At 72.4% G+C, this 24,753-nt stretch carries 21 protein-coding genes and 2 pseudogenes; 11 read left to right on the forward strand and 12 right to left on the reverse strand.

The annotated features are described in order from the left end of the window. The 3 genes from J1792_RS18620 to J1792_RS18630 form a co-directional block, all read right to left on the reverse strand. A partial coding sequence (locus tag J1792_RS18620; RefSeq protein ID WP_207247847.1) for a phospho-sugar mutase occupies positions 1-1,608 on the reverse strand: 1,608 nt, incomplete at its 3' end. A gap of 342 nt (positions 1,609-1,950) precedes the next feature. After that, positions 1,951-2,772 (reverse strand): purine-nucleoside phosphorylase, encoded by an 822-nt coding sequence (locus J1792_RS18625; RefSeq protein WP_207247848.1) that lies wholly within the window; start codon positions 2,770-2,772, stop codon positions 1,951-1,953. A gap of 101 nt (positions 2,773-2,873) precedes the next feature. Next, positions 2,874-3,311, reverse strand: coding sequence for a gamma-glutamylcyclotransferase family protein (locus tag J1792_RS18630; RefSeq protein ID WP_071965776.1), 438 nt, complete (start codon positions 3,309-3,311; stop codon positions 2,874-2,876). 165 nt (positions 3,312-3,476) lie between these two features. On the opposite strand from J1792_RS18630, the gene J1792_RS18635 reads away from it, so the two are divergent. Together J1792_RS18635 and J1792_RS18640 are read left to right on the forward strand one after the other, a co-directional pair. Continuing rightward, a complete protein-coding gene (locus J1792_RS18635) occupies positions 3,477-4,925 on the forward strand; it encodes an NAD(P)H-quinone dehydrogenase (RefSeq protein ID WP_086573112.1) in 1,449 nt (482 codons plus the stop codon). A gap of 94 nt (positions 4,926-5,019) precedes the next feature. Beyond that, on the forward strand, positions 5,020-6,057 hold the full coding sequence (locus J1792_RS18640; RefSeq protein WP_086573114.1) for a DeoR/GlpR family DNA-binding transcription regulator: 1,038 nt from the start codon (positions 5,020-5,022) through the stop codon (positions 6,055-6,057). A 6-nt stretch (positions 6,058-6,063) separates the two neighbouring features. Here the strand turns inward: J1792_RS18640 and J1792_RS18645 are convergent, their stop codons facing one another. From J1792_RS18645 to J1792_RS18655, 3 genes and pseudogenes are all read right to left on the reverse strand, one after another. Then, the gene (locus tag J1792_RS18645; RefSeq protein WP_179199021.1) at positions 6,064-6,615 is read right to left on the reverse strand and encodes a TetR/AcrR family transcriptional regulator; all 552 of its coding nucleotides are present in this window, start codon (positions 6,613-6,615) and stop codon (positions 6,064-6,066) included. A gap of 191 nt (positions 6,616-6,806) precedes the next feature. Continuing rightward, a pseudogene (locus J1792_RS18650) lies at positions 6,807-8,560 on the reverse strand (acetyl/propionyl/methylcrotonyl-CoA carboxylase subunit alpha). Between the two features lie 294 nt (positions 8,561-8,854). Further along, positions 8,855-9,613 (reverse strand): IclR family transcriptional regulator, encoded by a 759-nt coding sequence (locus J1792_RS18655; RefSeq protein WP_207247849.1) that lies wholly within the window; start codon positions 9,611-9,613, stop codon positions 8,855-8,857. A 157-nt stretch (positions 9,614-9,770) separates the two neighbouring features. Between J1792_RS18655 and J1792_RS18660 the strand changes: the two genes are divergently transcribed. Then, positions 9,771-10,136 carry a hypothetical protein gene (locus J1792_RS18660; protein WP_207247850.1) on the forward strand — a complete coding sequence of 122 codons (366 nt, stop codon included), beginning with the start codon at positions 9,771-9,773 and terminating at the stop codon, positions 10,134-10,136. A gap of 34 nt (positions 10,137-10,170) precedes the next feature. Here J1792_RS18660 and J1792_RS18665 read toward each other — a convergent pair whose 3' ends face one another. From J1792_RS18665 to J1792_RS18680, 5 genes are all read right to left on the reverse strand, one after another. Continuing rightward, positions 10,171-10,779, reverse strand: coding sequence for a Maf family protein (locus J1792_RS18665; protein WP_086574540.1), 609 nt, complete (start codon positions 10,777-10,779; stop codon positions 10,171-10,173). Positions 10,780-10,808: 29 nt separating this feature from the next. Continuing rightward, positions 10,809-12,260, reverse strand: a complete 1,452-nt coding sequence (locus J1792_RS18670; RefSeq protein WP_207247851.1) for a peptidoglycan D,D-transpeptidase FtsI family protein — start codon at positions 12,258-12,260, stop codon at positions 10,809-10,811. Between the two features lie 99 nt (positions 12,261-12,359). Then, the gene (gene mmpB / locus J1792_RS35105) at positions 12,360-12,488 is read right to left on the reverse strand and encodes a morphogenic membrane protein MmpB (RefSeq protein ID WP_278186344.1); all 129 of its coding nucleotides are present in this window, start codon (positions 12,486-12,488) and stop codon (positions 12,360-12,362) included. A gap of 84 nt (positions 12,489-12,572) precedes the next feature. Further along, on the reverse strand, positions 12,573-12,779 hold the full coding sequence (locus J1792_RS18675; RefSeq protein ID WP_086574544.1) for an acyl-CoA carboxylase subunit epsilon: 207 nt from the start codon (positions 12,777-12,779) through the stop codon (positions 12,573-12,575). 80 nt (positions 12,780-12,859) lie between these two features. After that, positions 12,860-14,458, reverse strand: a complete 1,599-nt coding sequence (locus J1792_RS18680) for an acyl-CoA carboxylase subunit beta (protein ID WP_086574545.1) — start codon at positions 14,456-14,458, stop codon at positions 12,860-12,862. 147 nt (positions 14,459-14,605) lie between these two features. Between J1792_RS18680 and J1792_RS18685 the strand changes: the two genes are divergently transcribed. The 5 genes and pseudogenes from J1792_RS18685 to hutH all read left to right on the forward strand — a co-directional run bounded on the left by J1792_RS18685 (position 14,606) and on the right by hutH (position 20,777). After that, positions 14,606-15,457, forward strand: coding sequence for a biotin--[acetyl-CoA-carboxylase] ligase (locus tag J1792_RS18685; RefSeq protein WP_086574547.1), 852 nt, complete (start codon positions 14,606-14,608; stop codon positions 15,455-15,457). Between the two features lie 246 nt (positions 15,458-15,703). Beyond that, a complete protein-coding gene (locus J1792_RS18690; protein ID WP_086574549.1) occupies positions 15,704-16,846 on the forward strand; it encodes an adenylate/guanylate cyclase domain-containing protein in 1,143 nt (380 codons plus the stop codon). Between the two features lie 95 nt (positions 16,847-16,941). Then, positions 16,942-17,748, forward strand: a complete 807-nt coding sequence (locus J1792_RS18695; RefSeq protein ID WP_086574550.1) for an enoyl-CoA hydratase/isomerase family protein — start codon at positions 16,942-16,944, stop codon at positions 17,746-17,748. Between the two features lie 230 nt (positions 17,749-17,978). After that, positions 17,979-19,131: pseudogene (locus J1792_RS18700) on the forward strand (GGDEF domain-containing protein). Between the two features lie 107 nt (positions 19,132-19,238). Further along, positions 19,239-20,777 carry a histidine ammonia-lyase gene (gene hutH / locus J1792_RS18705; RefSeq protein WP_086566348.1) on the forward strand — a complete coding sequence of 513 codons (1,539 nt, stop codon included), beginning with the start codon at positions 19,239-19,241 and terminating at the stop codon, positions 20,775-20,777. Between the two features lie 219 nt (positions 20,778-20,996). Here the strand turns inward: hutH and J1792_RS18710 are convergent, their stop codons facing one another. Next, on the reverse strand, positions 20,997-21,209 hold the full coding sequence (locus J1792_RS18710) for a hypothetical protein (protein ID WP_086566368.1): 213 nt from the start codon (positions 21,207-21,209) through the stop codon (positions 20,997-20,999). Between the two features lie 376 nt (positions 21,210-21,585). Here J1792_RS18710 and J1792_RS18715 point away from each other — a divergent pair, with 376 nt between their 5' ends. The 3 genes from J1792_RS18715 (at position 21,586) to J1792_RS18725 (ending at position 24,750) form a co-directional block, all read left to right on the forward strand. Further along, positions 21,586-22,866 (forward strand): L,D-transpeptidase, encoded by a 1,281-nt coding sequence (locus J1792_RS18715; RefSeq protein WP_086566349.1) that lies wholly within the window; start codon positions 21,586-21,588, stop codon positions 22,864-22,866. Between the two features lie 138 nt (positions 22,867-23,004). Further along, entirely contained in the window at positions 23,005-24,237 is a 1,233-nt protein-coding gene (locus J1792_RS18720) for a DUF2786 domain-containing protein (protein WP_242705365.1), read from the forward strand. A gap of 177 nt (positions 24,238-24,414) precedes the next feature. Next, entirely contained in the window at positions 24,415-24,750 is a 336-nt protein-coding gene (locus tag J1792_RS18725; protein ID WP_086566351.1) for a hypothetical protein, read from the forward strand. Positions 24,751-24,753: the final 3 nt, after the last annotated feature.

A 24,753-nucleotide genomic window follows, 5' to 3' on the forward strand; every position in this document is an offset into this window, starting at 1 on the left:
CCCCAGCTCCGCCGCGGAAGCGACCGGCACCACGACCTCCAGGTAGCACTTGAGCTTCGGCTCGGTGCCGCTCGGCCGCACGATCACGCGTGCCCCGGACACCTCGCCCGCCTCGTCGCCCGCGAGGGCGTAGCGGAGGCCGTCGGTGGGCGGCAGCGACTCGGTGCCCTTGGTGAGGTCCTCCGCCGAGACGACGTGCAGGCCGGCCAGGACGACGGGCGGCTGCTCGCGCAGGCGGCGCATGGCCGTGGCGATGAGGGAGAGGTCCTCGACGCGCACCGAGAGCTGGTCGGTGGCGTGCAGGCCGTACTCGACGGCCAGGTCGTCCAGGAGGTCGCTCAGGGTGCGGCCGGACGCCTTCAGTTCGGCGGCCAGCTCGGCCACCAGCAGCGCCGCGGTGATGCCGTCCTTGTCGCGTACGCCCTCGGGGTCGACGCAGTAGCCCAGCGCCTCCTCGTAGGCGTAGCGGAGGCCGTCCACGCGGGCGAGCCACTTGAAGCCGGTGAGGGTCTCCTCGTACGCGGCGCCGGGTGCGGCCGCGGCGATGCGGGAAAGCAGGGACGAGGAGACGATCGTCGTCGTGAACGTGCCGCGGGCGCTCTTGTGCACGAGGTGGGTGGCGAGGAGCGCGCCGACCTCGTCGCCGCGCAGCATGCGCCAGCCTTCGACGGTCTCGGGGGCCGGCACGGCCACGGCGCAGCGGTCGGCGTCGGGGTCGTTGGCGATGATGATGTCGGGGGCGTTCTCGCCGGCCGCGCGGGCGGTGGCGAAGGCCAGGTCCATCGCGCCCGGTTCCTCGGGGTTCGGGAACGCGACGGTCGGGAAGTCCGGGTCGGGGTCGGCCTGCTCGGCGACGACGACCGGGGCGGGGAAGCCGGCGCGGTCGAAGGCGGCGGTGAGGACGTCGCGGCCGACGCCGTGCATGGGCGTGTAGACGACGCGGACGTCGCGCGGGGAGCCGTCGGTGAGGACGGCGTCGGTGCGCTCGAGGTAGGCGCCGACGACGGCGTCCTCCTGGAGGGTCTCCCAGCCGGTGGAGGGGCGCGGCACGTCGTTCAGGCTCGTGATCGCGGCGATCTCGGCGGCGATCTCCGCGTCGGCGGGGGGAACGATCTGCGAGCCGTCGCCGAGGTAGACCTTGTAGCCGTTGTCGCGCGGCGGGTTGTGGCTGGCGGTGACCTCGATGCCGGCGACCGCACCGAGGTGGCGGATCGCGAAGGCGAGGACCGGCGTGGGGAGCGGCTTGGGCAGCAGCGCGGCCTTCAGGCCGGCGCCGACCATGACGGCGGCGGTGTCCAGGGCGAAGTCCGCGGACTTGTAGCGGGCGTCGTAGCCGATGACGACGGTGCCGCCGGCGTGGCCGTTGTTCTTGAGGTACGCGGCGAGGCCGGCGGCGGCGCGGATGACGACGGAGCGGTTCATCCGCATGGGGCCGGCGCCGAGCTCGCCGCGGAGGCCGGCGGTGCCGAACTGCAGGGTGCCGGCGAAGCGGGCGCCGAGCTCGGTGACGTCACCGGCGTCGATGAGCCGGGAGAGCTCTTCGCGGGTGTCGGGGTCGGGGTCCTCGGCGAGCCACGTCTGGGCCTGGGCGATGAGGTCTCGCTCCACGGGTTCTCCTCCGGAGGTCTTCTGGGGTGCGCGATGCGGTGCGGGGTGGATCGGGGCCGGGGCGGGACGGGATGGGCCCTTCTGGGACTGCATGATTTACGGCGGACGGGCTCCGCGTTGAGGGTGCCCCCAAAGCCGCCGCAAATCACGCGTTACGTCCCTGCCAGGGCCCGTCCCGTCCCGCCCCGGCCCTCCCGTTTGTACGGCGTCTGCGGGCCGGGGCCCATACGCCGCCACCCCGGCGTCCGCCGTGTGCCGGGCGATCGGGCGGGTGGGTGGGGAAAAACCCCGCGCCGGAGGCGCGAGAGGCACCTCCGGCGCGGAGCGGCCGGACCGGCGAGGTCAGAGCTTCGGCAGAACCTGGGCCAGCAGCGAGCCCATCCGCGAAGCTGCATCGCGGCCGGCCTCGAGGACCTCCTCGTGGTTCAGCGGCTCGCCCGTCATGCCCGCGGCGAGGTTCGTCACCAGGGAGATGCCCAGGACCTCGGCGCCGGCCTCGCGGGCCGCGATGGCCTCGAGGGTGGTGGACATGCCGACGAGGTCGCCGCCGAGGGTGCGGACCATCTTGATCTCGGCCGGGGTCTCGTAGTGCGGGCCGGGGAGCTGGACGTAGACGCCCTCCTCGAGGGTGGCGTCGACCTCCTTGCACAGGGCGCGCAGGCGGGGGGAGTAGAGGTCGGTGAGGTCGACGAAGTTGGCGCCCACGATCGGCGAGGTCGCCGTCATGTTGATGTGGTCGCTGATCAGCACCGGCTGGCCGGGGCGCATGCCGTCGCGGAGGCCGCCGCAGCCGTTGGTGAGGACGATGGTCTTGCAGCCGGCGGCGGCGGAGGTGCGCACGCCGTGCACGACGGAGGCGACGCCGCGGCCCTCGTAGAAGTGGGTGCGGCCGAGGAAGACCAGGACGCGCTTGCCGTTGATCTTGTAGGAGCGAACCGTGCCCGCGTGGCCCGCGACGGCGGCGGCGGAGAAGCCGGGGAGCTCGGTGACCGAGAACTCGACCTCGGGGGTGCCGAGGGCCTCGGTGGCGGGGACCCAGCCGGAGCCCATGACCAGGGCGACGTCGTGGGTCTCGGCGCCCGTGAGCTCGCGGAGGCGGGCGGCGGCGGCGTCGGCCGCGGCGTACGGGTCGGCCTGGATGTCGGGGGTTACAGAAGCGTTCACGCGGACGAGGGTAACCGCTGATGGCCTACGCGCGTAGATGTCGCTGGTTACGGTGTTCCGATTGTTGCTTTGTGCTTTGCGACGAGATGGAATCGTCACCTTCAGCACGGGCGCTTGCGGAGCTCCATGACGTAGTCGTGGGGCGCGCCGGCGGATTCCGCGGCGTCCGCGATCTCGCCGAGGTAGCGGGCGGAGGGCAGGCCGCCCTCGTATCCGTTGAGCACATAGACCCAGGCTGGCTCCTCGCCGTCGAGTGTGTGCACCCGGACACGCATGCGGCGGTAGATGTCCAGGCCCACGCCCTCCCAACGGTCCATCGAGTCCTCGTCCATCGGAGCGATGTCGTAGAGGGCCACGAAGACCTGAGAGCGGGGTGCTTCGACGATGGTGGCGAGCGCCCCCTCCCAGCCCATCTGCTCCCCGCCGAACGTCAGCCGCCAGCCGTTGAGCCAGCCGGTGCCGCGCAGCGGCGAGTGCGGTGCGCGGCGGGTCATCAGCCGCGCGTCGAGGTTGCCGGCGTACGCGGCGTAGAGCGACATGGTTCCGAGGGTACGGGAGTGAGGCGGGACGGCATTTGGGGTGGCAATCTCGAAGGGAGGTTCGTTCGGAACTTTCCGGCGGATTTCGTTCAGAGGTCGTGCGGATCGGTGGGGGGATCGCGTAGGGGAGGCCCCGGAAGGAGCCGCTTTGATGGGTGCGGGACAATGGAATACGTGACTCGGATCGTGATCATCGGTGGCGGACCCGGCGGCTATGAGGCGGCGCTCGTCGCCGCGCAGCTCGGCGCGGAGGTGACCGTCGTCGACTGCGACGGTCTGGGCGGGGCGTCGGTGCTGACCGACTGCGTGCCCTCGAAGACTCTTATCGCGACGGCAGAGGTGATGACGACCTTCGACTCCTCGTACGAGGAGCTGGGGATCATCGTCGCCGACGACACGCCGCCCCTGGAGCGGGCGGCCGGAGTGGTCGGCGTGGACCTGGGCAAGGTCAACCGGCGCGTCAAGCGCCTGGCGCTGGCTCAGTCCCACGACATCACGGCGTCGGTCACCCGGGCCGGCGGGCGCGTCCTGCGCGGGCGTGGGCGGCTGGAGCCGCAGCAGGCGGCGGACGGGTCGCGCCGGGTCGTGGTGCGGGCGGCGGACGGGTCGGAGGAGACGCTGGTCGCCGACGCGGTGCTGGTGGCCACCGGCGCGCATCCGCGGGAGATCCCCGACGCCCTGCCGGACGGCGAGCGGATCCTGAACTGGACCCAGGTCTACGACCTGGACGAGCTCCCCGAGGAGCTCATCGTGGTCGGCTCGGGTGTGACCGGTGCCGAGTTCGCCGGTGCGTACCAGGCGCTGGGCTCCAAGGTGACGCTGGTGTCGTCGCGCGACCGGGTGCTGCCCGGCGAGGACCCCGATGCCGCCGCCGTGCTGGAGGACGTCTTCCGGCGGCGCGGCATGAACGTGATGGCGCGCTCACGCGCCCAGTCCGCCAAGCGGGTGGGGGACCGGGTCGAGGTGACGCTCGCCGACGGCCGGGTGATCACGGGCACGCACTGCCTGATGGCGGTGGGCTCCATCCCCAACACGGCGGGGATCGGGCTGGAGGAGTCCGGGGTCCGGCTCAAGGACTCCGGGCACATCTGGACGGACAAGGTCTCCCGGACCAGCGCCCCCGGCATCTACGCGGCCGGCGACTGCACCGGGGTCTTCGCACTGGCGTCGGTCGCCGCCATGCAGGGCCGGATCGCGATGTACCACTTCCTGGGCGACGCGGTGACCCCGCTCAATCTCAAGACGGTATCCGCGAACGTATTTACGGATCCGGAGATTGCGACGGTCGGGTATACCCAGGCGGACGTCGACAACGGTCTGATTGACGCACGGGTCGTGAAGCTTCCCCTGCTGCGGAATCCGCGGGCGAAGATGCAAGGCATTCGAGACGGTTTCGTGAAGATGTTCTGCCGTCCCGGCACGGGCATCGTGGTCGGTGGTGTGGTGGTCGCCCCGCGGGCGAGTGAGCTCATTCATCCGGTCTCGATCGCCGTCGACAACAATCTGACGGTCGAACAGATTGCGAACGCGTTCACCGTGTACCCGTCGCTCTCCGGTTCCCTGGCCGAGGTGGCGCGTCAGTTGCACACGCGGAAGACGCAGCGCGAGGCGTAGCGGGCGCGGGGGGCCGGACACCGGCCCCCCTATACCACTCCTCGGTACGGGTAGCGGACAACTTACGTTAATTGCTGCAACCTGCTGAAAAGAGATGGTCGTTGGCGTTACTGTCGGTTTCGTGTTCGCTGCAGAACGTCGTCAATTGATCCTCGAAATGGTGCGGGCCAACGGAGCGGTTTCGCTCCGGGAGCTCGCCCGCGTCGTCCAGACCTCAGAAGTGACCGTACGGCGGGACGTGCGTGCGCTCGAGGCCGAAGGACTTCTCGACCGCCGGCACGGCGGTGCGGTACTGCCGGGCGGTTTCACCAGGGAGTCCGGCTTCCCGCAGAAATCCCATCTAGCGACCGCCGAGAAGACGGCCATCGCCGATCTCGCGGCGAGCTTCGTCGACGAGGGCGAGGCCGTCGTCGTCGGCGCCGGTACCACCACGCAGGAGCTGGCCCGCCGGCTCGCGCGCGTACCGGGTCTGACCGTGGTCACCAACTCCCTGCTCGTCGCCCAGGCGCTGGCCCATGCCAACCGCGTCGAGGTCGTCATGACCGGCGGCACGCTGAGAGGGTCGAACTACGCCCTGGTCGGCAGCGGCGCCGAGCAGTCCCTGCAGGGGCTGCGGGTCTCCCGGGCGTTCCTGTCCGGCAGCGGGTTGACGGCCGAGCGCGGGCTGTCCACGTCCAACATGCTCTCGGCGAGCGTGGACCGGGCGCTGGTGCAGGCGGCGGCCGAGGTCGTGGTCCTCGCCGACCACACCAAGCTGGGCACCGACACGATGTTCCAGACCGTGCCCACGGACGTCATCACCAGACTCGTGACCGACGAGCCGCCCGCGCACGACGACCGGGCGGCCACGGAGCTCCAGGCGCTGGCCGACCAGGGCGTGCACATCTCGGTCGCCGGCCCCGGCGCGGGGTCGGGCTCGCCGACGGGCGCGGTGCACGGCGACGCGGACCGGCAGGCCCGCCGCCGGGACGTACCGCCACTGCCCGGCCAGCGCAGAAGCCTGCCGCTGGGCCACGGGCAGCCGCCCGGTACGGTCCAGGGCGGCCCACCGGGCGCCCAGCTGCGCAGCGCGGTGGCGCTGGGCGACCAGGCCACGGCACGGGTGGCCGATCTGGCTCCCAGGCGGCGGTGAGGAGGGCTAGCGCGCCGCCTTCAGGCCCGTCAGCGTCAGGGTGAGCAGGCGGTCGGCCAACTCCGGGTCGTCCGGAGACTGTTCGACCGCCAGCGAAATGGCGTTGGTCAACTGCATCAGGTCGGCGATGTCCACGTCCTCGCGGATGGCGCCGGCCGCCTTCGCGCGGGCGAGGAGCGTGTCGCCCGCGTCGCGCATCGGCAGGCTGCACCGCGACATCGCCGACGCCTCGTCGCTCTGTGCGGCCATCAGGGCCCGTGACAGGCCGCGGTAGGTGCTGGCATGGGTCACGATGGCCCGCAGCCACGCCAGCAGCGCCCGGCACGGCTCGGGGGACGCCAGCAGTTCGCGCGAGCGGGCCAGCAGCCCGTCGACCTCTCCCTGGAAGACCGCGCTCATCAGGGCCGTGCGATTGGGGAAGTGCCGGTAGAGCGTCCCGATGCCCACGCCTGCCCGCTTGGCGATGTCCTCCAGGGAGGCGTCCGTGCCGTGCTCGGTGAACGCCGTACGGGCCTCGGTGAGCAGCCGCTCGTAGTTGCGCCGTGCGTCCGCGCGCATGGGTCGTGGTGACGTCTGCGCCGTGTCGGTCGCCATTGCGTCCGTCCTCCCGGTCGGTGGCTTCGGGGGTGGCTCTGGGCCCACGGTCCCCGCCAGTCAAGGATGCCAGGCCGCCGGGGCGGCCGGACCACGAATGCCACGGGCCCCGGCCGATGCGGCCGGGGCCCGTGAGGCGGATGTGATCCGTCCGGTCAGTCCTTGATCTCGCAGATCACGGCGCCGGAGGAGATGGAGGCGCCGACCTCGGCCGTGATGCCCTTGATGGTGCCGCTGCGGTGGGCGTTGAGCGGCTGCTCCATCTTCATGGCCTCCAGGACGACGACCAGGTCGCCCTCGTTGACCTGCTGGCCCTCCTCGACCGCGACCTTGACGATGGTGCCCTGCATCGGGGATGCCAGGGCGTCGCCGGAGGCGGCGGAGCCGGACTTCTTGGCGGCGCGGCGCTTGGGCTTGGCCCCGCCGGCCGCGGCGGTCCGGGCGATCGTCATGCCGAGCGACGAGGGCAGGGACACCTCGAGGCGTTTGCCGCCGACCTCGACGACGACGGTCTCGCGGCCGGGGGTTTCCTCGTCCTCGTCCGGGGTGACGCCGGTGAAGGGGGTGATGGTGTTGTCGAACTCGGTCTCGATCCACCGGGTGTGGATACGGAACGGGTCGGAGGTGAAGGCGGGGTCGGTGACGACGGCCTGGTGGAAGGGGATGGCGGTGGCCATGCCCTCGACCTGGAACTCCGCCAGCGCCCGCGCCGCCCGCTGCAGCGCCTGCTCACGGCTCGCACCGGTCACGATGAGCTTGGCCAGCAGCGAGTCCCACGCCGGACCGATCACCGATCCGGATTCGACGCCCGCGTCGAGGCGGACGCCGGGGCCGGTGGGGGTGCGAAGCGGGTGACGGTGCCGGGGGCGGGCAGGAAGTTACGGCCCGGGTCCTCGCCGTTGATCCGGAACTCGAAGGAGTGCCCGCGCACGACCGGGTCGTCGTAGCCGAGTTCCTCGCCGTCGGCGATGCGGAACATCTCGCGCACGAGGTCGAGGCCGGTGACTTCTTCGGTGACGGGGTGTTCGACCTGCAGGCGGGTGTTGACCTCGAGGAAGGAGATCGTGCCGTCCGCGCCGACGAGGAACTCCACCGTGCCCGCGCCGACGTAGCCGGCTTCCTTGAGGATCGCCTTGGAGGCCGTGTAGAGCTGGGCGTTCTGCTCGTCCGACAGGAACGGCGCCGGCGCTTCTTCCACCAGTTTCTGGTGGCGGCGCTGGAGGGAGCAGTCGCGGGTGGAGACGACCACGACGTTGCCATGCTGGTCTGCGAGGCACTGGGTTTCGACGTGGCGGGGCTTGTCGAGGTAGCGCTCGACGAAGCACTCGCCGCGGCCGAACGCTGCGACGGCTTCGCGGACGGCGGAGTCGTAGAGCTCGGGGACCTCGTCCAGGGTCCGGGCGACCTTCAGACCACGGCCGCCGCCGCCGAAGGCGGCCTTGATCGCGATCGGCAGGCCGTGCTCGCGGGCGAAGGCGACGACCTCGTCCGCACCGCTGACGGGGTCGGGGGTGCCGGCGACCAGGGGCGCGCCGGCACGCTGGGCGATGTGGCGGGCCGCGACCTTGTCGCCGAGGTCGCGGATGGCCTGCGGGGGCGGACCGATCCAGGTCAGCCCGGCATCGAGGACGGCCTGGGCGAACTCGGCGTTCTCGGAGAGGAACCCGTAGCCGGGGTGGATGGCATCCGCTCCGGATTCGGCGGCCGCGGCGAGGACCTTGGCCATGTCCAGATAGCTGGTGGCGGGAGTGTCACCGCCCAGCGCGTACGCCTCGTCAGCCGCCCGGACATGCAACGCGTCACGATCCGGATCGGCATAGACCGCCACACTGGCGATCCCCGCGTCCCGGCACGCACGAGCGACACGGACAGCGATTTCGCCACGATTGGCGATAAGCACCTTGCGCACGATGGCTCCCTCCTTGAAACAAGGTGAGTTTAGGTACTGGCGACACTCTGTGCCGACCCGACTTCCGGGGTGACCTTGCCCACACGGAGCGTGAAGGGGGAGCCGTTCGCGGGCCGAAGTCCCCAGGTCCTCCACGGTACGCCGGGAAATCTCGCGCACCGGCCGTCTGATGTTGTGGTCAAGGTCTCGGCGCTCACCCGGGAGCGGCGGCGCCGATTCTTTGTGGAGTCCCTACGAACGGGTGACACAAAGTTTGCGTGCCGACCCGGGCCGTGAGCCCCGGTTCCCACAGATTTACCCGCCAGTAGGGCGGGTGATGTCGAAGGCCCGCTGGAACTTGGCGGCCTCCACCGCCACCTGGCGGAGTGCCTCGGTCACCTGGTGCCCGCGGCGGTGGAACTCGGCGAGCGGCAGCGCCGCCGACACGGCCGCCGGTGCTCCCGGCGAGGGCACGGGCACCGCCACACAGGCGACTCCGGGCGCGCACTCCTCGATCTCCACCGCCGTTCCCTCCCGTCGCACCCGCTGCAGTTGAACGTCCAGTCGCTCCGGGGAGGTGATCGTGTGCGGGGTGAGGGCGGGCATGCCGGTCATCGCCAGCTGCCGCATCCGGGCGGCCCGGGGCAGGGCCGCCAGCAGCACCTTGCCGTGGGCGGTGGCGTGCGGCGTGGTGTCCTGGCCGACGCCGAAGCCGCCGGTGGCCGGGTGGCCGGCGGCGGCCCCGGCGAGCACCGCGACGCGGCCGTCGCGGTAGGTGCTGAAGTAGGTGTCCACCCCCGCCGCGCGGCGGGCATCGGCGAGGAGTTCCTGCACCTCCTCGGCCAGGCGCATCTGCCGCTGGAAGGCGCGGTGCAGCGACGGCAGCCGATAGCCGAGGACGTAGCCGGAGGACGTACGGACCAGGTGGCCGCGCTCGGTGAGGGTGCCCAGCAGCTCGTACACCGTGGACAGCCCGCAGCCCAGCCGGCGGGCGAGCGCCTTGGCGGGCACGGGCCCGTCGGACGCGGCGACGGCGTCCAGGAGGTCCAGGGCGCGGTCCAGGGACTGCGGCATGGCGGGGCGGGCTCCTTCGGCTGGGCGGGCGGGATGTTGGTGGTGGTGCGGGCGGGGCGCGGGCCGGTCGTTCGCGAACTATGCCTGGCGGGGCGGAAATTCACTCGGGCGGCTCAGCGCGTCGTGACCGAAATACCGGGACATCGTTGATGAATTCATGATCAAGCGCATCGCTGTCGCGGCCGCCCTGGCCGGCGCCGCTCTGTCCGTGTCCCCCGCAGACGCCGTCGCCGCGCCGACGCCGGTCGAGCCGCCCCCGTCCTCGCACGCGGGCCGCCTGCACGTCACCGCGCCGGCGAAGGGCATGCCGGCGAAGGGCATGCCGGCGAAGCCAGGCCGGGGGAAGTCCGGCAAGCGCGGCCCGGCCAAGTCCCAGGCGCCGATGGGCGTCCCGGAGATGCCGGACGCCACGCCTCCGCAGGACCAGAGCCTGCACCCCGGGGTCATCAAGGGCCTCGGCAAGCTGAATCAGCTCCATCAGCTGAATCAGGTCGGCGCGGCCACGCAGGCGCTGTCGCTCTGAGCGACCGCGCCCGGAGGGACTGCGTCCGGAGCGACTACGCCCAGAGGTCGGTGATGCCGGTGCCGAGCTCGGCGAGCAGGTCGCGGAGCAGGGGGAGCGACAGGCCGATGACGTTGCCGGGGTCGCCGTCGATGCCCCGGACGAACGGCGCGGACCGGCCGTCGAGGGTGAAGGCGCCCGCGACGTGCAGCGGTTCGCCGGAGGCCACGTAGGCGGCGATCTCGGCGTCGGACGGCTCGCCGAAGCGGACCGTCGTGGAGGCGGTCGCCGAGGCCTGGCGGCCGGTGACGGTGTCGATGACGCAGTGTCCGGTGCGCAGGACGCCGGAGCGGCCGCGCATGGACTTCCAGCGGGCCGTGGCCTCCTCGGCGTCGGCGGGCTTGCCGAGCGCCTGGCCGTCGAGCTCCAGCACCGAGTCGCAGCCCACGACCAGCGCCCCGGCCGCCGCCTCCTGCCCGGCCACGGCCGCGGCCTTCGCCTCGGCCAGCACCAGCGCCAGGGCGGCGGGGGTGGGGGCGTCGAGGGCGTCCTCGTCCACACCGCTGACGATCACTTCGGGAGCCAGCCCGGCCTGGCGCAGCAGGCCGAGGCGGGCGGGGGACTGTGAGGCCAGGACGAGGCGGCGGCGGGAGCTGTCGGTCATACGGGCCAGCCTACGGGCGCCGCCGGCGCTCACCGGCCGAGGACCGCCCGCATCACCTTCTGGGCGATCGGGCCGGCCAGCTTGCCGCCGGAGATCTCGGTGTCCGGCACGCTGTCGTCGGGCTCGACCATGACCGCGACGGCGACGGGCGAGCCGTCGGAGGCCTTGGCGTAGGAGATGAACCAGGCGAGGTTCTTCTGGCCCTTGCCGCGCTCGGCGGTGCCGGTCTTGCCGCCGACGGTGACGCCGTCGATGAGGGCGGCCTTGCCGGTGCCCTTGGTGGCGGTGTCCTCCATCATCCGCTGGATCTTCTTCGCGATCTCCGGCGAGACCGCCTGGGACATCTGCTCCGGCTTGTGCTTCTCGATCGTCGACAGGTCCGGGCCGCGGAGCTCCTCGACCAGGTAGGGCTTCATCAGCTTGCCGTCGTTGGCGATGGCGGCGGTCATCATGGCGACCTGCAGCGGGGTGGCGGTCAGGCTGCCCTGGCCGATGCCGGCCATGGCGGTCTGGGACCGGTTGATGTCCTTGGGGAACGTGCTCTCGCCGGCCCGTACGGGGACGAAGTACTCCTGGTTGAAGCCGAACCTCTCGGCCGTCGCGCGCAGCTTGTCCTTGCCGAGGTCGGAGGCGGCCTTGCCGTAGACGGTGTTGCAGGAGTTCTGCATGGCGACGTTGAGGGAGGCGTTCTTGCAGGGGGCGGTGGGGTTCTGGTTGGGGAGGCGTGTCACCGTGCCCGGCATGACCCACGGGTCGGGTGAGTCGGTGGCGGCGTCGATGTCGGTGGCCAGGCCGTTCTCCAGGGCCGAGGCAGCCGTCACGATCTTGAACGTGGAGCCGGGCGGGTAGGTCTCCCGCAGCGCCCGGTTGTTCATCGGCTTGCCCTTGTCCTTCTGCAGCGCGTCCCAGGCGGTCTGGTCCTTCTTGCCGCTGCCCGAGAAGACCGACGGGTCGTAGGAGGGCGTGGAGGCCAGGGCGAGGATCCTGCCGGTGCGCGGGTCGAGGGCGACGGCCGCGCCCTTGCGGTCGCCGAGCCCCTCGTAGGCGGCCTTCTGGGCCTTGGGGTCGATGGTCGTCACGACGTCGCCGCCGCGCCGCGGCTTGCCCGTGATGATGTCGGCGGTGCGCTGCAGGAAGAGGCGGTCGTCGGTGCCGCTGAGCAGCTTGTTGTTGACGCCCTCGAGGTAGGAGCTGCCGTAGCTCTGCGAGGAGTAGCCGGTGACGGGTGCGTACATCGCGCCGTCGGTGAAGGTGCGCCGGTACTTCAGGTCGCCGTCGCCCGCCGCCGAGCCGGTGACGGGCTTGCCTCCGACGATGATGTCGCCGCGCGGCTGGGAGAAGCTCGCGATGGCCACGCGGCGGTTCTTCTCGTGGTGGGAGAGCTCGTCGGCGCGGACGAACTGCACCCAGGTAGCCCGGACCAGCAGTGAGAGCACGAGCGCGCCGGTGAGGATCGCTATGTGGCGTACGGGCTTGTTCATGGTGTGAAGGACTCCCCGGTTCGCGGCATATCACTGGGCATGACGCGAATCGGGCGAATGCGGTTGCGGTCGGGGCAAAACTATGAGGTTGCTGTGCTCTCAGCGCATTCCCAGCAGGAAGAACAGCACCACGACCCCGACGGCCAGCACGACGCCCGCCCGGCGGAGCATGGCCTGCGCCTCGCGCAGTTCCTCGGGCGGTTCATCGGACGGGTCTGACCAGAGCATGACCTCCATGCTCCGGCCGGAAAGGCCGTGGCGCCTGAGTACGCGTACTCAGGCGCCACGGGTGCGGTACGGGGGAGGAGAGGCTCAGGCGGGCCAGTAGGTGGTGCGCCAGGCGCGCGGGCCGGGGTGCGGCGCGCGGTGCGCCGCCGCGAGCCGGGCCGGGCTCGACCACTCCGAGCGCGCGGGGGCGGGGGGCGCGACCGCGGCCCCGGCCGCCGCGCGCGCCTGAACCACCGCCAGTGCGGCGGCCAGCTCCTCCGGGGTCGGATTGCCCCGTACGACCTTGATCACGTCAGCGTCCCTTCGTCGGTGACCGTTGCCTCGGGCGGGCGGGCCGGCGGCTTCCCGGCCGGCCCGTGGATTCCAGGGTCCTACAGCGGGATGTTGCCGTGCTTCTTGGGCGGCAGGACCTCGCGCTTCTCGCGCAGGGCGCGCAGCCCCCGCACGACGTGGCGGCGGGTCTCCGACGGCATGACCACCGCGTCGACGTAGCCGCGCTCGGCCGCCGCGTACGGGTTGAGCAGCGCGTCCTCGTAGTCGGCGATCAGCTTCGCCCGCAGCTCCTCCTGCGCTTCGGGCGTCTCCGCCGCGGCGAGCGAACGGCGGTGCAGGATGTTGACCGCGCCCTGGGCGCCCATGACCGCGATCTGGGCGGTCGGCCAGGCGAGGTTGAGGTCCGCGCCCAGGTGCTTGGAGCCCATCACGTCGTACGCGCCGCCGAACGCCTTGCGGGTGATCACCGTGATCAGCGGGACCGTGGCCTCCGCGTAGGCGTAGATCAGCTTGGCGCCGCGCCGGATGATGCCGTTGTACTCCTGGTCGGTGCCCGGCAGGAAGCCGGGGACGTCGACGAACGTGAGCACGGGGACGTTGAAGGCGTCGCAGGTGCGGACGAAGCGGGCGGCCTTCTCGCTGGCGTTGATGTCCAGGCAGCCGGCGAACTGCATCGGCTGGTTCGCCACGATGCCCACCGGGTGGCCCTCCACCCGGCCGAAGCCCGTGATGATGTTCGGCGCGAACAGCGCCTGGGTCTCCAGGAACTCGCCCTCGTCCAGCACGTGCTCGATCACGGTGTGCATGTCGTAGGGCTGGTTCGCCGAGTCCGGGATGAGCGTGTCCAGCTCGCGGTCGGTGCCGGAGACCTCGAGGTCGGCCTCCTCGGGGAAGGCCGGCGGCTCGGAGAGGTTGTTGGACGGCAGGTAGGACAGCAGCGCCTTGACGTAGTCGATGGCGTCCTTCTCGTCGCCCGCCATGTGGTGCGCCACGCCCGAGGTGGTGTTGTGCGTCCGGGCGCCGCCCAGCTCCTCGAAGCCGACGTCCTCGCCGGTGACCGTCTTGATGACGTCCGGGCCGGTGATGAACATGTGCGAGGTCTGGTCGACCATCACCGTGAAGTCGGTGATCGCCGGGGAGTAGACCGCACCGCCCGCGCAGGGGCCCACGATCAGGGAGATCTGGGGGATGACTCCGGAGGCGTGGACGTTTCGGCGGAAGATCTCGGCGAACAGGCCGAGGGCCACCACACCCTCCTGGATGCGGGCGCCGCCACCGTCGTTGATGCCGACGACCGGACAACCGGTCTTCAGGGCGAAGTCCATCACCTTGACGATCTTCTCGCCGTAGACCTCGCCGAGCGAACCGCCGAAGATGGTGAAGTCCTGCGAGTAGACGCACACCGTGCGCCCGTCGACCGTGCCGTAGCCGGTGACCACGCCGTCCCCGTAGGGGCGGTTGGCGTCGATGCCGAAGTTGGTCGAGCGGTGCCGGGCGAACTCGTCGAGCTCGACGAACGAGCCCTCGTCCAGCAGCAGGTCGATCCGCTCGCGCGCCGTCAACTTGCCCTTGGCGTGCTGCTTCTCCACCGCCCGAGCGGAACCGGCGTGCGTCGCCTCCTCGATCCGGCGCTGCAGATCCGCGAGCTTGCCCGCGGTGGTGTGGATGTCGAATCCGTTGGCTTCTGGCTCGGACACGGGATGCGGCTCCTGCTCGTCCAGAGGGGTGGGACAGGCTGTGCTACCGGTTCGTAGGGTAGTCGCGCGGATGCGGTGCGGCAGTGCGTCGTTGGCCACATCGCGACCGTCCGGTTTCCCCCCTCCCGGCCTCCTATGGTGGGCCTTATGACGCCCTCCGACGCCTCTGGCAACCGCTGGTCCGACCTCGACCGGCCTCCGCTGAACGCCGCCGCCCTGCGACGCGGGCTCGTCCGCCCCGGCGGCCTGTGGACCTCCCTCGACGTGGTCCAGCGCACCGGGTCCACCAACACCGATCTCGCCGGCTCCGGCGGCGACGAGGGAGCGGTGCTCGTCGCCGAGGAACAGTCGGCGGGCCGCGGCCGGCTGGACCGCACCTGGACCGCGCCGCCGCGTTCCGGTCTCTTCTTCTCCGTCCGCCTCACCCCCGGCCCCGGCGTGCCCGCCGGGCGCTGGGGCTGGCTGCCGCTGCTCGCCGGCGTCGCCACCGCCACCGCGCTCTCCCGGGCCGCCGGCGTCGACACCGCCCTGAAGTGGCCCAACGACCTGCTGGTGACGGTCGACGGCGCCGAACGCAAGACCGGCGGCATCCTCGCCGAGCGGGCCGGCGACAGCGTCGTCGTGGGCATCGGGCTCAACGTCTCGCTGCGCGCCGACGAGCTGCCGGTGCCCGCCGCCGGGTCGCTCGCGCTCGCCGGGGCCAAGGTGCTCGACCGGGATCCGCTGCTGCGGGCCGTGCTGCGGTCGCTGGAGGAGTGGTACGAGTCCTGGCGCGCGGCGGGCGGCGACCCGGCCGGCTGCCGCCTGCAGGAGGCGTACACGGCCGGCTGCGCCACCCTCGGCCGGTCCGTACGGGCCGAACTGCCCGGCGGGCGGGAGCTCGTCGGCGAGGCCGTGGCCGTCGACGGCGACGGGCGGCTGGTGCTGGCGACGGCCGACGGGGTGCAGGAGCCCGTGGGCGCGGGCGACATCGTCCACCTGCGGCCGGCGGGAGCGTAGGGCGTGGCCGGGTGGCATGCGGCGGGTGTCCGGAGGGCCGCCGGGAGCGATCCGGACCGGTTCGGGGCATTTTGTGTGCCGGTCCGGGCGTAAAGAGACGTAAAGGAGTGCCGTAGAGGTCGTAAAGAGTGAGCGCCGTGCCGTCGGGAGAGTGAGCTACGGCACACCTGACGTATCGTTGTGCGCGGAACCTAGGCGAGCAGCGATCGGCAGGGCAGTGCGCACGGATCGGACAGGGGGCGGGCGGTGACCGCCGACGAAGGGGGTACCTCCCGTGCCGGCAAGGCCATGGGGGAGGAGAGCGCCGCACGCGAGGCCGCCGGGCAGGACTTCGGCGACGACGGCGGCGAGGAGGCCGGCGACCCCCTCGCGCTCCGGCTGGAATCGCTGATCCTGGGCGCCGAGCGGCGCTACACCCCCTTCCAGGCCGCCCGCGCGGCCGGCGTCTCCATGGACCTGGCCGCCCGCTTCTGGCGCGCCATGGGCTTCGCCGACATCGGCCAGGCCAGGGCGCTGACCGAGGCGGACGTCCTCGCGCTGCGGCGGCTGGCGGGCCTGGTGGAGGCGGGGCTGCTGAGCGAGCCCATGGCCGTGCAGGTCGCCCGGTCCACCGGGCAGACCACCGCCCGGCTCGCCGACTGGCAGATCGACTCCTTCCTGGAGGGCCTGACCGAGCCTCAGGAGGGCATGAGCCGCACCGAGATCACCTACCCGCTGGTCGAGCTGCTGCTGCCCGAGCTGGAGGAGTTCCTCATCTACGTCTGGCGACGGCAGCTCGCCGCCGCCACCGGCCGCGTCGTCCAGGCGGCCGACGACGTGGAGATGGTCGACCGGCGGCTCGCCGTCGGCTTCGCCGACCTCGTCGGCTTCACCCGGCTGACGCGGCGCCTGGAGGAGGAGGAGCTCGGCGAGCTGGTCGAGGCCTTCGAGACCACGGCCGCCGACCTGGTGGCCGCGCACGGCGGACGGCTGATCAAGACGCTGGGCGACGAGGTGCTGTTCGCCGCCGACGACGCGGGCACGGCCGCCGAGATCGGGCTGCGGCTGATCGAGACCCTCACCCACGACGAGACCATGCCGGAGCTGCGGGTCGGGATCGCCTTCGGGACGGTCACGACGCGCATGGGCGACGTCTTCGGCACGACCGTGAACCTCGCGAGCCGGCTGACGTCGATAGCGCCGAAGGACGCCGTCCTCGTGGACGGCGCCCTCGCCGAGGAGCTCGCGCGCAGCGGCGACGCCCCCAAGTCGGAGGCTGAGGTCGCGGCGGCCGAACAGGCCGGCGAGGAGCACGGTACGTACCGCTTCGCCCTGCAGCCGATGTGGCAGCGGCCGGTGCGGGGGCTGGGCGTCGTGGAGCCGTGGCTGCTGACGCGGCGGAACGGCTGACGTCCGGGGGAGAACCGGGCCCTTCCGGGCGGGGCGCGCGGCTGCGATGATCTGCGGCAGTTCACGATCGTTCACTTTTCGCCGGAGGTCGTCGTATGAGCACGGGTGAGCAGCGGTTCGGGGAGTGGGTCGCCGTGCGTCGCCACGAGGACGGTCACGTGGCCGAGCTCGTGCTGGACCGGCCCAAGGCCATGAACGCCGTGTCCACCGAGATGGGCCGGTGCATCGCGGACGCCACCTCCGCGCTGGCGGCGGACCGCGAGGTGCGGGCCGTCGTCCTCACCTCCACGCACGAGCGCGCCTTCTGCGTCGGGGCCGACCTGAAGGAGCGCAGCTCCTTCACCGACGCCGACCTCGGGCGGCAGCGCCCGTACACGCGCGCCGCCTACACCGGCGTCCTCGACCTGCCCGTGCCGGCCGTCGCCGCCGTGCACGGCTTCGCCCTGGGCGGCGGGTTCGAGCTGGCGCTGTCCTGCGATGTGATCGTGGCGGACACGACGGCCGTCGTCGGACTGCCCGAGGTGTCGGTCGGCGTGATCCCCGGCGGCGGCGGCACCCAGCTGCTGCCGCGCCGGGTGGGTGCCGCCCGCGCCGCCGAGCTGATCTTCAGCGCGCGGCGGGTGGAGGCCGCCGAGGCGGGGGAGTTGGGGCTGGTGGACCTGGTCGTCGAGGCCGGCCGGGACCGCGAGGAGGCCCTCGCCCTGGCCGCGCGGATCGCCGCCAACTCGCCCGTCGGGCTGCGGGCGGCCAAGCGGGCGCTGCGGCTCGGGCACGGGCTGGACCTGCGGGCCGGGCTCGAGGTGGAGGACGCCGCCTGGCGGACGGTGGCCTTCTCCGGCGACCGGGCGGAGGGCGTGGCGGCCTTCAACGAGAAGCGGAAGCCGAACTGGCCGGGGGAGTGACGCGCGGGGCCTGACCCAGGCCGGCACCGGCCGAGGCCCGGCCTGGGCCCGCTCCCATGCCGGGCGTGGGAGCGGGGCTTGCGCCCTGCAAAGCGGAATGAGCTCAACGTTCTTACGCTGGAGTGCAGGATCTGCGCACGGTGGCTGAATGTGAGGCTCGGGTGGTGGGTGACGGGGAGCGCTACGACCGCGACGACCGCCTGCGGGCCGTGGTGGAGCTGGCGCAGGCCATGGCGGCGACGCAGGCGCTGTCGGAAGCCGTCGAGGTCGCCGCGGAGGGCGCGCGGATCGCGCTGGGCGGGACGTTCGCGGCGGTGTCGGTATGGGAGCGCGAGCGGGGGCGGCTGCGCGTCCTGGTGAACGCCGGGGAGCGGGTGGCGGGCGAGGAACGCTTCCCCGTCGACGAGTCCTACCCGGTCAACGACTACCCCGAGATCACCGAGTTCCTGCACGGGATGGGGGCGCCTCCCAGCGATAGCTGGGGGAGCGTGGGCGGTCAGCCGCAGGCCTGGGTCGAGACGGCCGAGGGCGCTGCCGAGGGCGCTGCCGAGGGCGCCGCGGCCGGGGGCGCGTATCGCCATCAGCGGGTCGCCGATCTGCGGCGGCGGGGGCGGGGGTGCTGCGTGGTCGCGCCCATCGTCCTGCACGGGCGCGCCTGGGGTGAGCTGTATGTGGCGCGCCGGGTCGGGGCGCCCGTGTTCGGGCGTACGGACGCGGACTTCGCGACCGTGCTGGCGGCGGTGACGGCGTCCGGGATCGCGCAGACCGAGCGGCTGGAGGAGGTGCGCCGGCTCGCCTTCACGGACCCCCTGACCGGCCTGGCCAACCGCCGCGCCGTCGACGCCCGGCTGGACGAGGCCGTGGAGTCGCATCTGGCGAGCGGCGTCGTCGTGAGCCTGGTCGTCTGTGACCTGAACGGGCTCAAGGCCGTCAACGACACGCTGGGGCACGCCGTGGGGGACCGGCTGCTGGAACGTTTCGGGTCGGTGCTGTCCGTGTGCGGGGCGCAGCTGCCGGGCGCCTTGGCGGCGCGGCTGGGCGGGGACGAGTTCTGCCTGCTGACGGTGGGTCCGACGGCGGACGAGGTGGTGCGGGTGGCCGACGAACTGTGCCGCCGGGCCGGCGAGTTGGAGCTCGGCGAGGGGGTCGCCTGCGGGGTGGCCTCCACCGGGGATCCGATCGGGGACGTGCGGTCGGCGCGGCGGCTGTTCCGGCTGGCGGACGCCGCGCAGTACCGGGCGAAGGCGGCGCGGTCGGCGAAGCCGGTGGTCGCGGGGCGGGGCGGGGCCTGGAGGACCCGGTGGTGCGGCTGGCGGACCGGCCGCCGGAGCCGCCCGCCGGGGCGGGGTGGAGCGGCGCCGCTTCAGGGGCCGGCAGGGGTAGGGGGCCGGCGGGTAGGGCTTCGGGCCTCGTCGGCGTTGTGATGAAAGAGCGGCAAAGAGGGGTAGTGACAGTTCGCGATTCAGTCCCTAGGGTGCCTGAATATGGATATGCACACTGTGGTGGTGGGGACGCACGGAACGACCGCTGAGGACGTGATCTCCGTAGCGCGCGGAGCCGCGCGCGTGGTCGTCTCCGAGGAAGCGCTGGCCGCCGTCGCGGCCGCGCGGCAGGTCATCGACGACCTGGCCGCCAAGCCGGACCCCGTCTATGGCGTGTCGACGGGATTCGGCGCCCTCGCCGTCCGCCACATCAGCCCCGACCTGCGCGCCCAGCTGCAGCGCAACATCGTCCGCTCGCACGCGGCCGGCATGGGCCCCCGCGTGGAGCGCGAGGTCGTACGGGCGCTGATGTTCCTGCGCCTGAAGACCCTGGCCTCCGGGCACACGGGCGTCCGGCCGCTGGTCGTCGAGACCATGGCCGCCATCCTCAACGCGGGCATCACCCCCGTCGTGCACGAGTACGGCTCCCTGGGGTGCTCGGGCGACCTCGCACCGCTGTCGCACTGCGCCCTGACGCTCATGGGCGAGGGCGACGCCGAGGGCCCCGACGGCGTGGTGCGCCCCGCCGCCCAGCTGCTCGCCGAGCACCGCATCGAGCCCGTGGAGCTGCGCGAGAAGGAGGGCCTCGCCCTCCTCAACGGCACCGACGGCATGCTCGGCATGCTGTCCATGGCCTGCGCCGACCTGGCCCGGCTGATCACCTCCGCCGACATCACCGCCGCCCTGTCGCTCGAGGCCCTGCTGGGCTCCGAGAAGGTCCTCGCCCCGGAGCTGCACGCCATCCGCCCGCACCCGGGCCAGGGCGCCAGCGCCGCCAACATGCTGGCCGTCCTCGCGGGCTCCGAGCTCACCGGGCACCACCAGGACGACGCGCCGCGCGTCCAGGACGCGTACTCGATCCGCTGCGCCCCGCAGGTCGCGGGCGCCGGCCGGGACACCCTCGCCCACGCCCGCCTGGTGGCGGACCGCGAGCTGGCCGCGGCCGTCGACAACCCCGTCGTGCTGCCCGACGGGCGCGTGGAGTCCAACGGCAACTTCCACGGCGCCCCGGTCGCCTACGTCCTGGACTTCCTCGCCATCGCCGCCGCCGACCTGGCGTCCATCGCCGAGCGGCGCACCGACCGGCTGCTCGACAAGAACCGTTCGCACGGCCTGCCGCCGTTCCTGGCCGGGGACGCGGGCGTGGACTCCGGGCTGATGATCGCCCAGTACACGCAGGCCGCGCTCGTCAGCGAGATGAAGCGCCTGGCCGTTCCCGCCTCGGTCGACTCCATCCCCTCCTCCGCCATGCAGGAGGACCACGTCTCCATGGGCTGGTCGGCCGCGCGCAAGCTGCGCACGGCCATCGACGCGCTGGGCCGGGTCGTCGCCGTGGAGCTGGTGGCCGCCACCCGGGCGATCGAGCTGCGCGAGGGCCTGGAGCCGGGCCCGGCGGCGAAGGCCGTCATCGCCGCCGTACGGGCGGCCGGCGTGGAGGGCCCGGGCGGGGACCGCTTCCTGGCCCCGGACCTGGCGGCGGCCGAGGCGTTCGTCCGGGCCGGCGGCCTGGTCGAGGCGGCCGAGACCGCGACGGGGCCGCTGGCCTGACCCCGCTCCGGCGGGCTGCTTTTGGCGGCCCGCCGGTGACGAGTCCGCTTCCGGCGGCCCGTTGCTGACGGGCCGCCGCGGAACGGCCGCCGTGGGGCGGCCGCTGTTGGACGGCCGCTGTTGGACGGCCGCTGTTGGACGGCCGTCGTTGAACGGTCCACCTCTGAGGACCCGCCGGTGACGACCCGCTGGTGACGACCCGCCGGTGACGGTCCGCTTCTAACGAGCCGCTGTGCGCGACCTGCGCACGGCGGCCGTGACCATGGCGCCGCCGGCCGCGACGAACGCGATGCCGCCGAAGAGATACGGCGTGGTGTCCACGCTGCCGCTGTCCGCGAGGGCCAGCTCCGCCGTGCGCGGGGCGGTGCTCGCGGGCTGTCGCTTCGCCGGGTGGTGCTCGGGCGTCGCGTTGGCGCTCGGTACGAACCACATCGCGCTCAGCAGAGTGCCTGCGGCGATGGCGGTGAGCAGCGGGCGGCGGGTGGTCACGGGATGAATCCCCCTTGCGGCGATGGAGATTGGGGGTCGTGGAGCTTCGGCGAGTCCCGACTGACACGATGTTAGTGATACCGGCGGCCCGGGGGGAAGTCGCGGGGGTGGGACGGTGCCCGGAGGGCACGTACGGCCTTTGTCAAGACCCCGGTTGCCGCGGTTGCTCCTGGAGGGGATTTACTGGGGTGGTCTTCCCCACAATCCCCGGCGGCGTGGAACGGACCGGGCGGCGCAGGCGTTCCCTAAGTAGTAGCCGGGATACGTGTAGCCCTACGAGCCCCACGATCGGCTCGGGGGATTCCGGGGTCCAGGAGCAATGGAGAAGCGTGTGATGACGTACGGCAAGCGCCGCAAGGGCCTCGTGGCCGCGGCCGCTGTGCTCGGTGGTGTACTGACTCTGGCCGCCTGCGGTGGGGACGACGACGCCAAGAGCGGCGGCGGCAGCGACGGCAAGGGCGGCAAGTCCCAGGGTCAGGTCGACGCCGCGGCGGCCAAGGACGCCTCCAAGGCGCACATCAAGATCACACCCAAGGGCGGCACCACCAACGCCGGCATCACGACGGACGCCGTCAACGTCACCGTCAGTGACGGCGAGCTCACCAGCGTCAAGATGACGACGGACAAGGGCACCCCCGTCGAGGGTTCAATATCTTCGGACAAGAAGACCTGGAAGCCGAACAACCAGCTCGAGCGTTCGACGAAGTACAAGGTCATCGCCGAGGCCAAGGACGACAAGGGCCGCAAGGCCGCGGAGAACTCCGCCTTCTCCACCGTCTCGCCCACCAACAGCTTCATCGGCTCCTTCACGCCGGAGGACGGCTCGACCGTCGGCGCCGGCATGCCGGTCTCGATCAACTTCGACAAGCCGATCAAGGACCGCAAGGCCGTCCAGTCCCACCTGGAGGTCACCTCGACCAGCGGCCAGAAGGTCGTCGGTCACTGGTTCAACGACCAGCGCCTGGACTTCCGTCCGCAGGACTACTGGAAGTCCGGCTCCCAGGTCACGCTGAAGATGGACCTCGACGGCGTCGAGGGCGCCCCGGGCATCAAGGGCGTCCAGAAGAAGACGATCAACTTCAAGATCGGCCACGCCCAGGTCTCCACGGTCGACGCCAAGACCCACCAGATGACGGTCGTGCGCGACGGCAAGGTCATCAAGACCATCCCGATCTCGGCCGGCAGCGCGTCGAACCCGACGTACAACGGCAAGATGGTGATCTCCGAGAAGTTCGTGGAGACCCGCATGGACGGCTCCACCGTCGGCTTCTCCAAGGCCGACGGCAAGGGCGAGTACGACATCAAGGACGTGCCGCACGCCATGCGGCTGTCCACGTCCGGCACGTTCATCCACGGCAACTACTGGGGCAGCGGCGTCTTCGGCGTCTCCAACACCAGCCACGGCTGCGTGGGCCTGGAGGACAAGCAGGGCGCGAACGACCCCAACACCTCGGGCGCCTGGTTCTACACCAACTCGCTCATCGGTGACGTGGTCGAGGTCAAGAACTCCGAGGACAAGACCATCGCCCCGGACAACGGCCTCAACGGCTGGAACATGGACTGGGCGAAGTGGGTCGCGGGCAGCGCCACCGGCTCCTGATCGCCTGCTGAGCGCCTTTGTCGCTCCGTGAAGGGCCCGGCCCCGCGGATTGCTCCGCGGGGCCGGGCCCTCGCCGTTTCCGGGGCGTGCGGGAAAATGGAGGCTGCCCCTCCCCCCGAAGGAAGAGAGCCCGCCGCCGTGCAGAGCAATGAGCCGCCCCTCGAGACCGTCTCCGCCGCCCTGCGCGGCCTGCGGGCGGTGCGTGGGGAGGCGCTCGAGGACGCGGTCTACGCCGCCGCGTCCCTCGTCGCCGCCGCGCCGGCCGGGTGGGAGGCCGTCAGCGGGGCCGTGCTGCGGGTGGGCTCGGGGATCCTGCGGCGGTGCTGGGAGTACGGGTGGCAGCCCGCCGACGTCGTACGGCTCGTACGCCGCGAACTGGGCGGCCCCGAGACCCGCTTCACCGTCGACGTCATCGCCGCCGAGGCGCGCCGCTACGCCCCCGAGACGCTCGGGGCGCGGTGGGCGGCCCAGCTGCGGGACCTCGAGGCGAACGAGTGGTGGCAGGGGGACGACGCGTTCCTCGAGGGGTTCGCGCGGCGCGAGCGGCTGAGCCGGTTCGAGACGGCGGCGTGCGCGCTCGGCGCGCTGCGGCTGGTCGACGCGCTGCCGAGGATCGGGGCGGTCGGCTCGCTGCCGGGCACCGCCCACATACGGCCCGGGGCCGCATCCGACGCCTCCGCCGCACCCGCCGCGCCCCGGATGCTCGGGCGGATCCGCGCCCTGCTGGCCAAGGCGGAGTCGACGCAGTTCCCCGAGGAGGCCGAGGCCCTCTCGGCCAAGGCGCAGGAGCTCATGGCCCGGCACTCGATCGACGAGGCGCTGCTGGCCGTCGAGGGCGGCGCCCCCGCCGAGGGGCCCGGGGCCTGCCGGATCGGGATCGACGGACCGTACGAGTCCGCCAAGGCGCTGCTGCTCGACGCGGTGGCGGCGGCCAACCACTGCCAGGCCGTGTGGTCGTCCGAGTACGGCTTCTCCACCGTCGTCGGCTTCGACGCGGACCTGGAGCTGGTGGAGCTGCTCTACACCTCGCTGCTGGTGCAGGCCACCACGGCGATGCGGCGCGCCGCCGACGACCACCACGCCCGCGGCCGCTCCCGCCGCACCCGCGACTTCCGCGAGTCCTTCCTGATCGCCTACGCGGGCCGCGTAGGCGACCGGCTCTCGGCGGCCGTGCGGGAGGTCGCCGCCGAGGAGGCGCGCCCCCAGGTGCTGCCCGTGCTGGCGGCGCGGGACGTGGCGGTGGGGGAGACGGCCGGGCGGCTGTTCCCCGAGACCACCTCGCACCGGCTCAAGGGCCGGGACGCGGAGGGCTGGGAGCAGGGCCGCCGGGCCGCGGACGAGGCCCGGATCTCGCGCCGGCAGGGCGCCTGACGGGGTTCGGGGGAGGCGGCAGAGGCCTCGGGTGTCCCTAGGCCTCAGACGTCTCGGGTGTCCCTTAGCCCCCGAGCCTCTGGCCCAGGGCAGCCGCCCCCGCACACAGCTCCCTACCGCCGATAACACGGCAGTGGCAGACTGGTAAACGGGGCCCTTCCCGGAAGGGGGCGGCGTATGGACCACTCGGACGCGACTCGGCCCCTGGAGGCGTTGCCCGAGATCGAGGAGGCAGCCGCAGCCGAGCTGCTGTCGCAGCTCAAGACCTCGCTCGGTACGTATCAGCAGCTCCTGGACGACCTGCAGGCACAGCGCATCGACTTCGATTCCTTCCGTCGCCAGGCGTTCCGTGCCGGGCTCATCATGCGTGACAACGGCGCTCTGCTCCTCGATCTGTCGACTGCGACCTGGTACTGGTACGACGGCATCCGGCTCCGCACCATGGGCTCCTTCCGGGACCAGGAGCCACCGGCGGACCGGGCGGCGGGCGGATCCGCGGCCGCGGAGGGCTGAGCC

Origin of the sequence: Streptomyces triculaminicus (genome assembly GCF_017349075.1) — a bacterium.
Classification (GTDB): domain Bacteria; phylum Actinomycetota; class Actinomycetes; order Streptomycetales; family Streptomycetaceae; genus Streptomyces; species Streptomyces triculaminicus.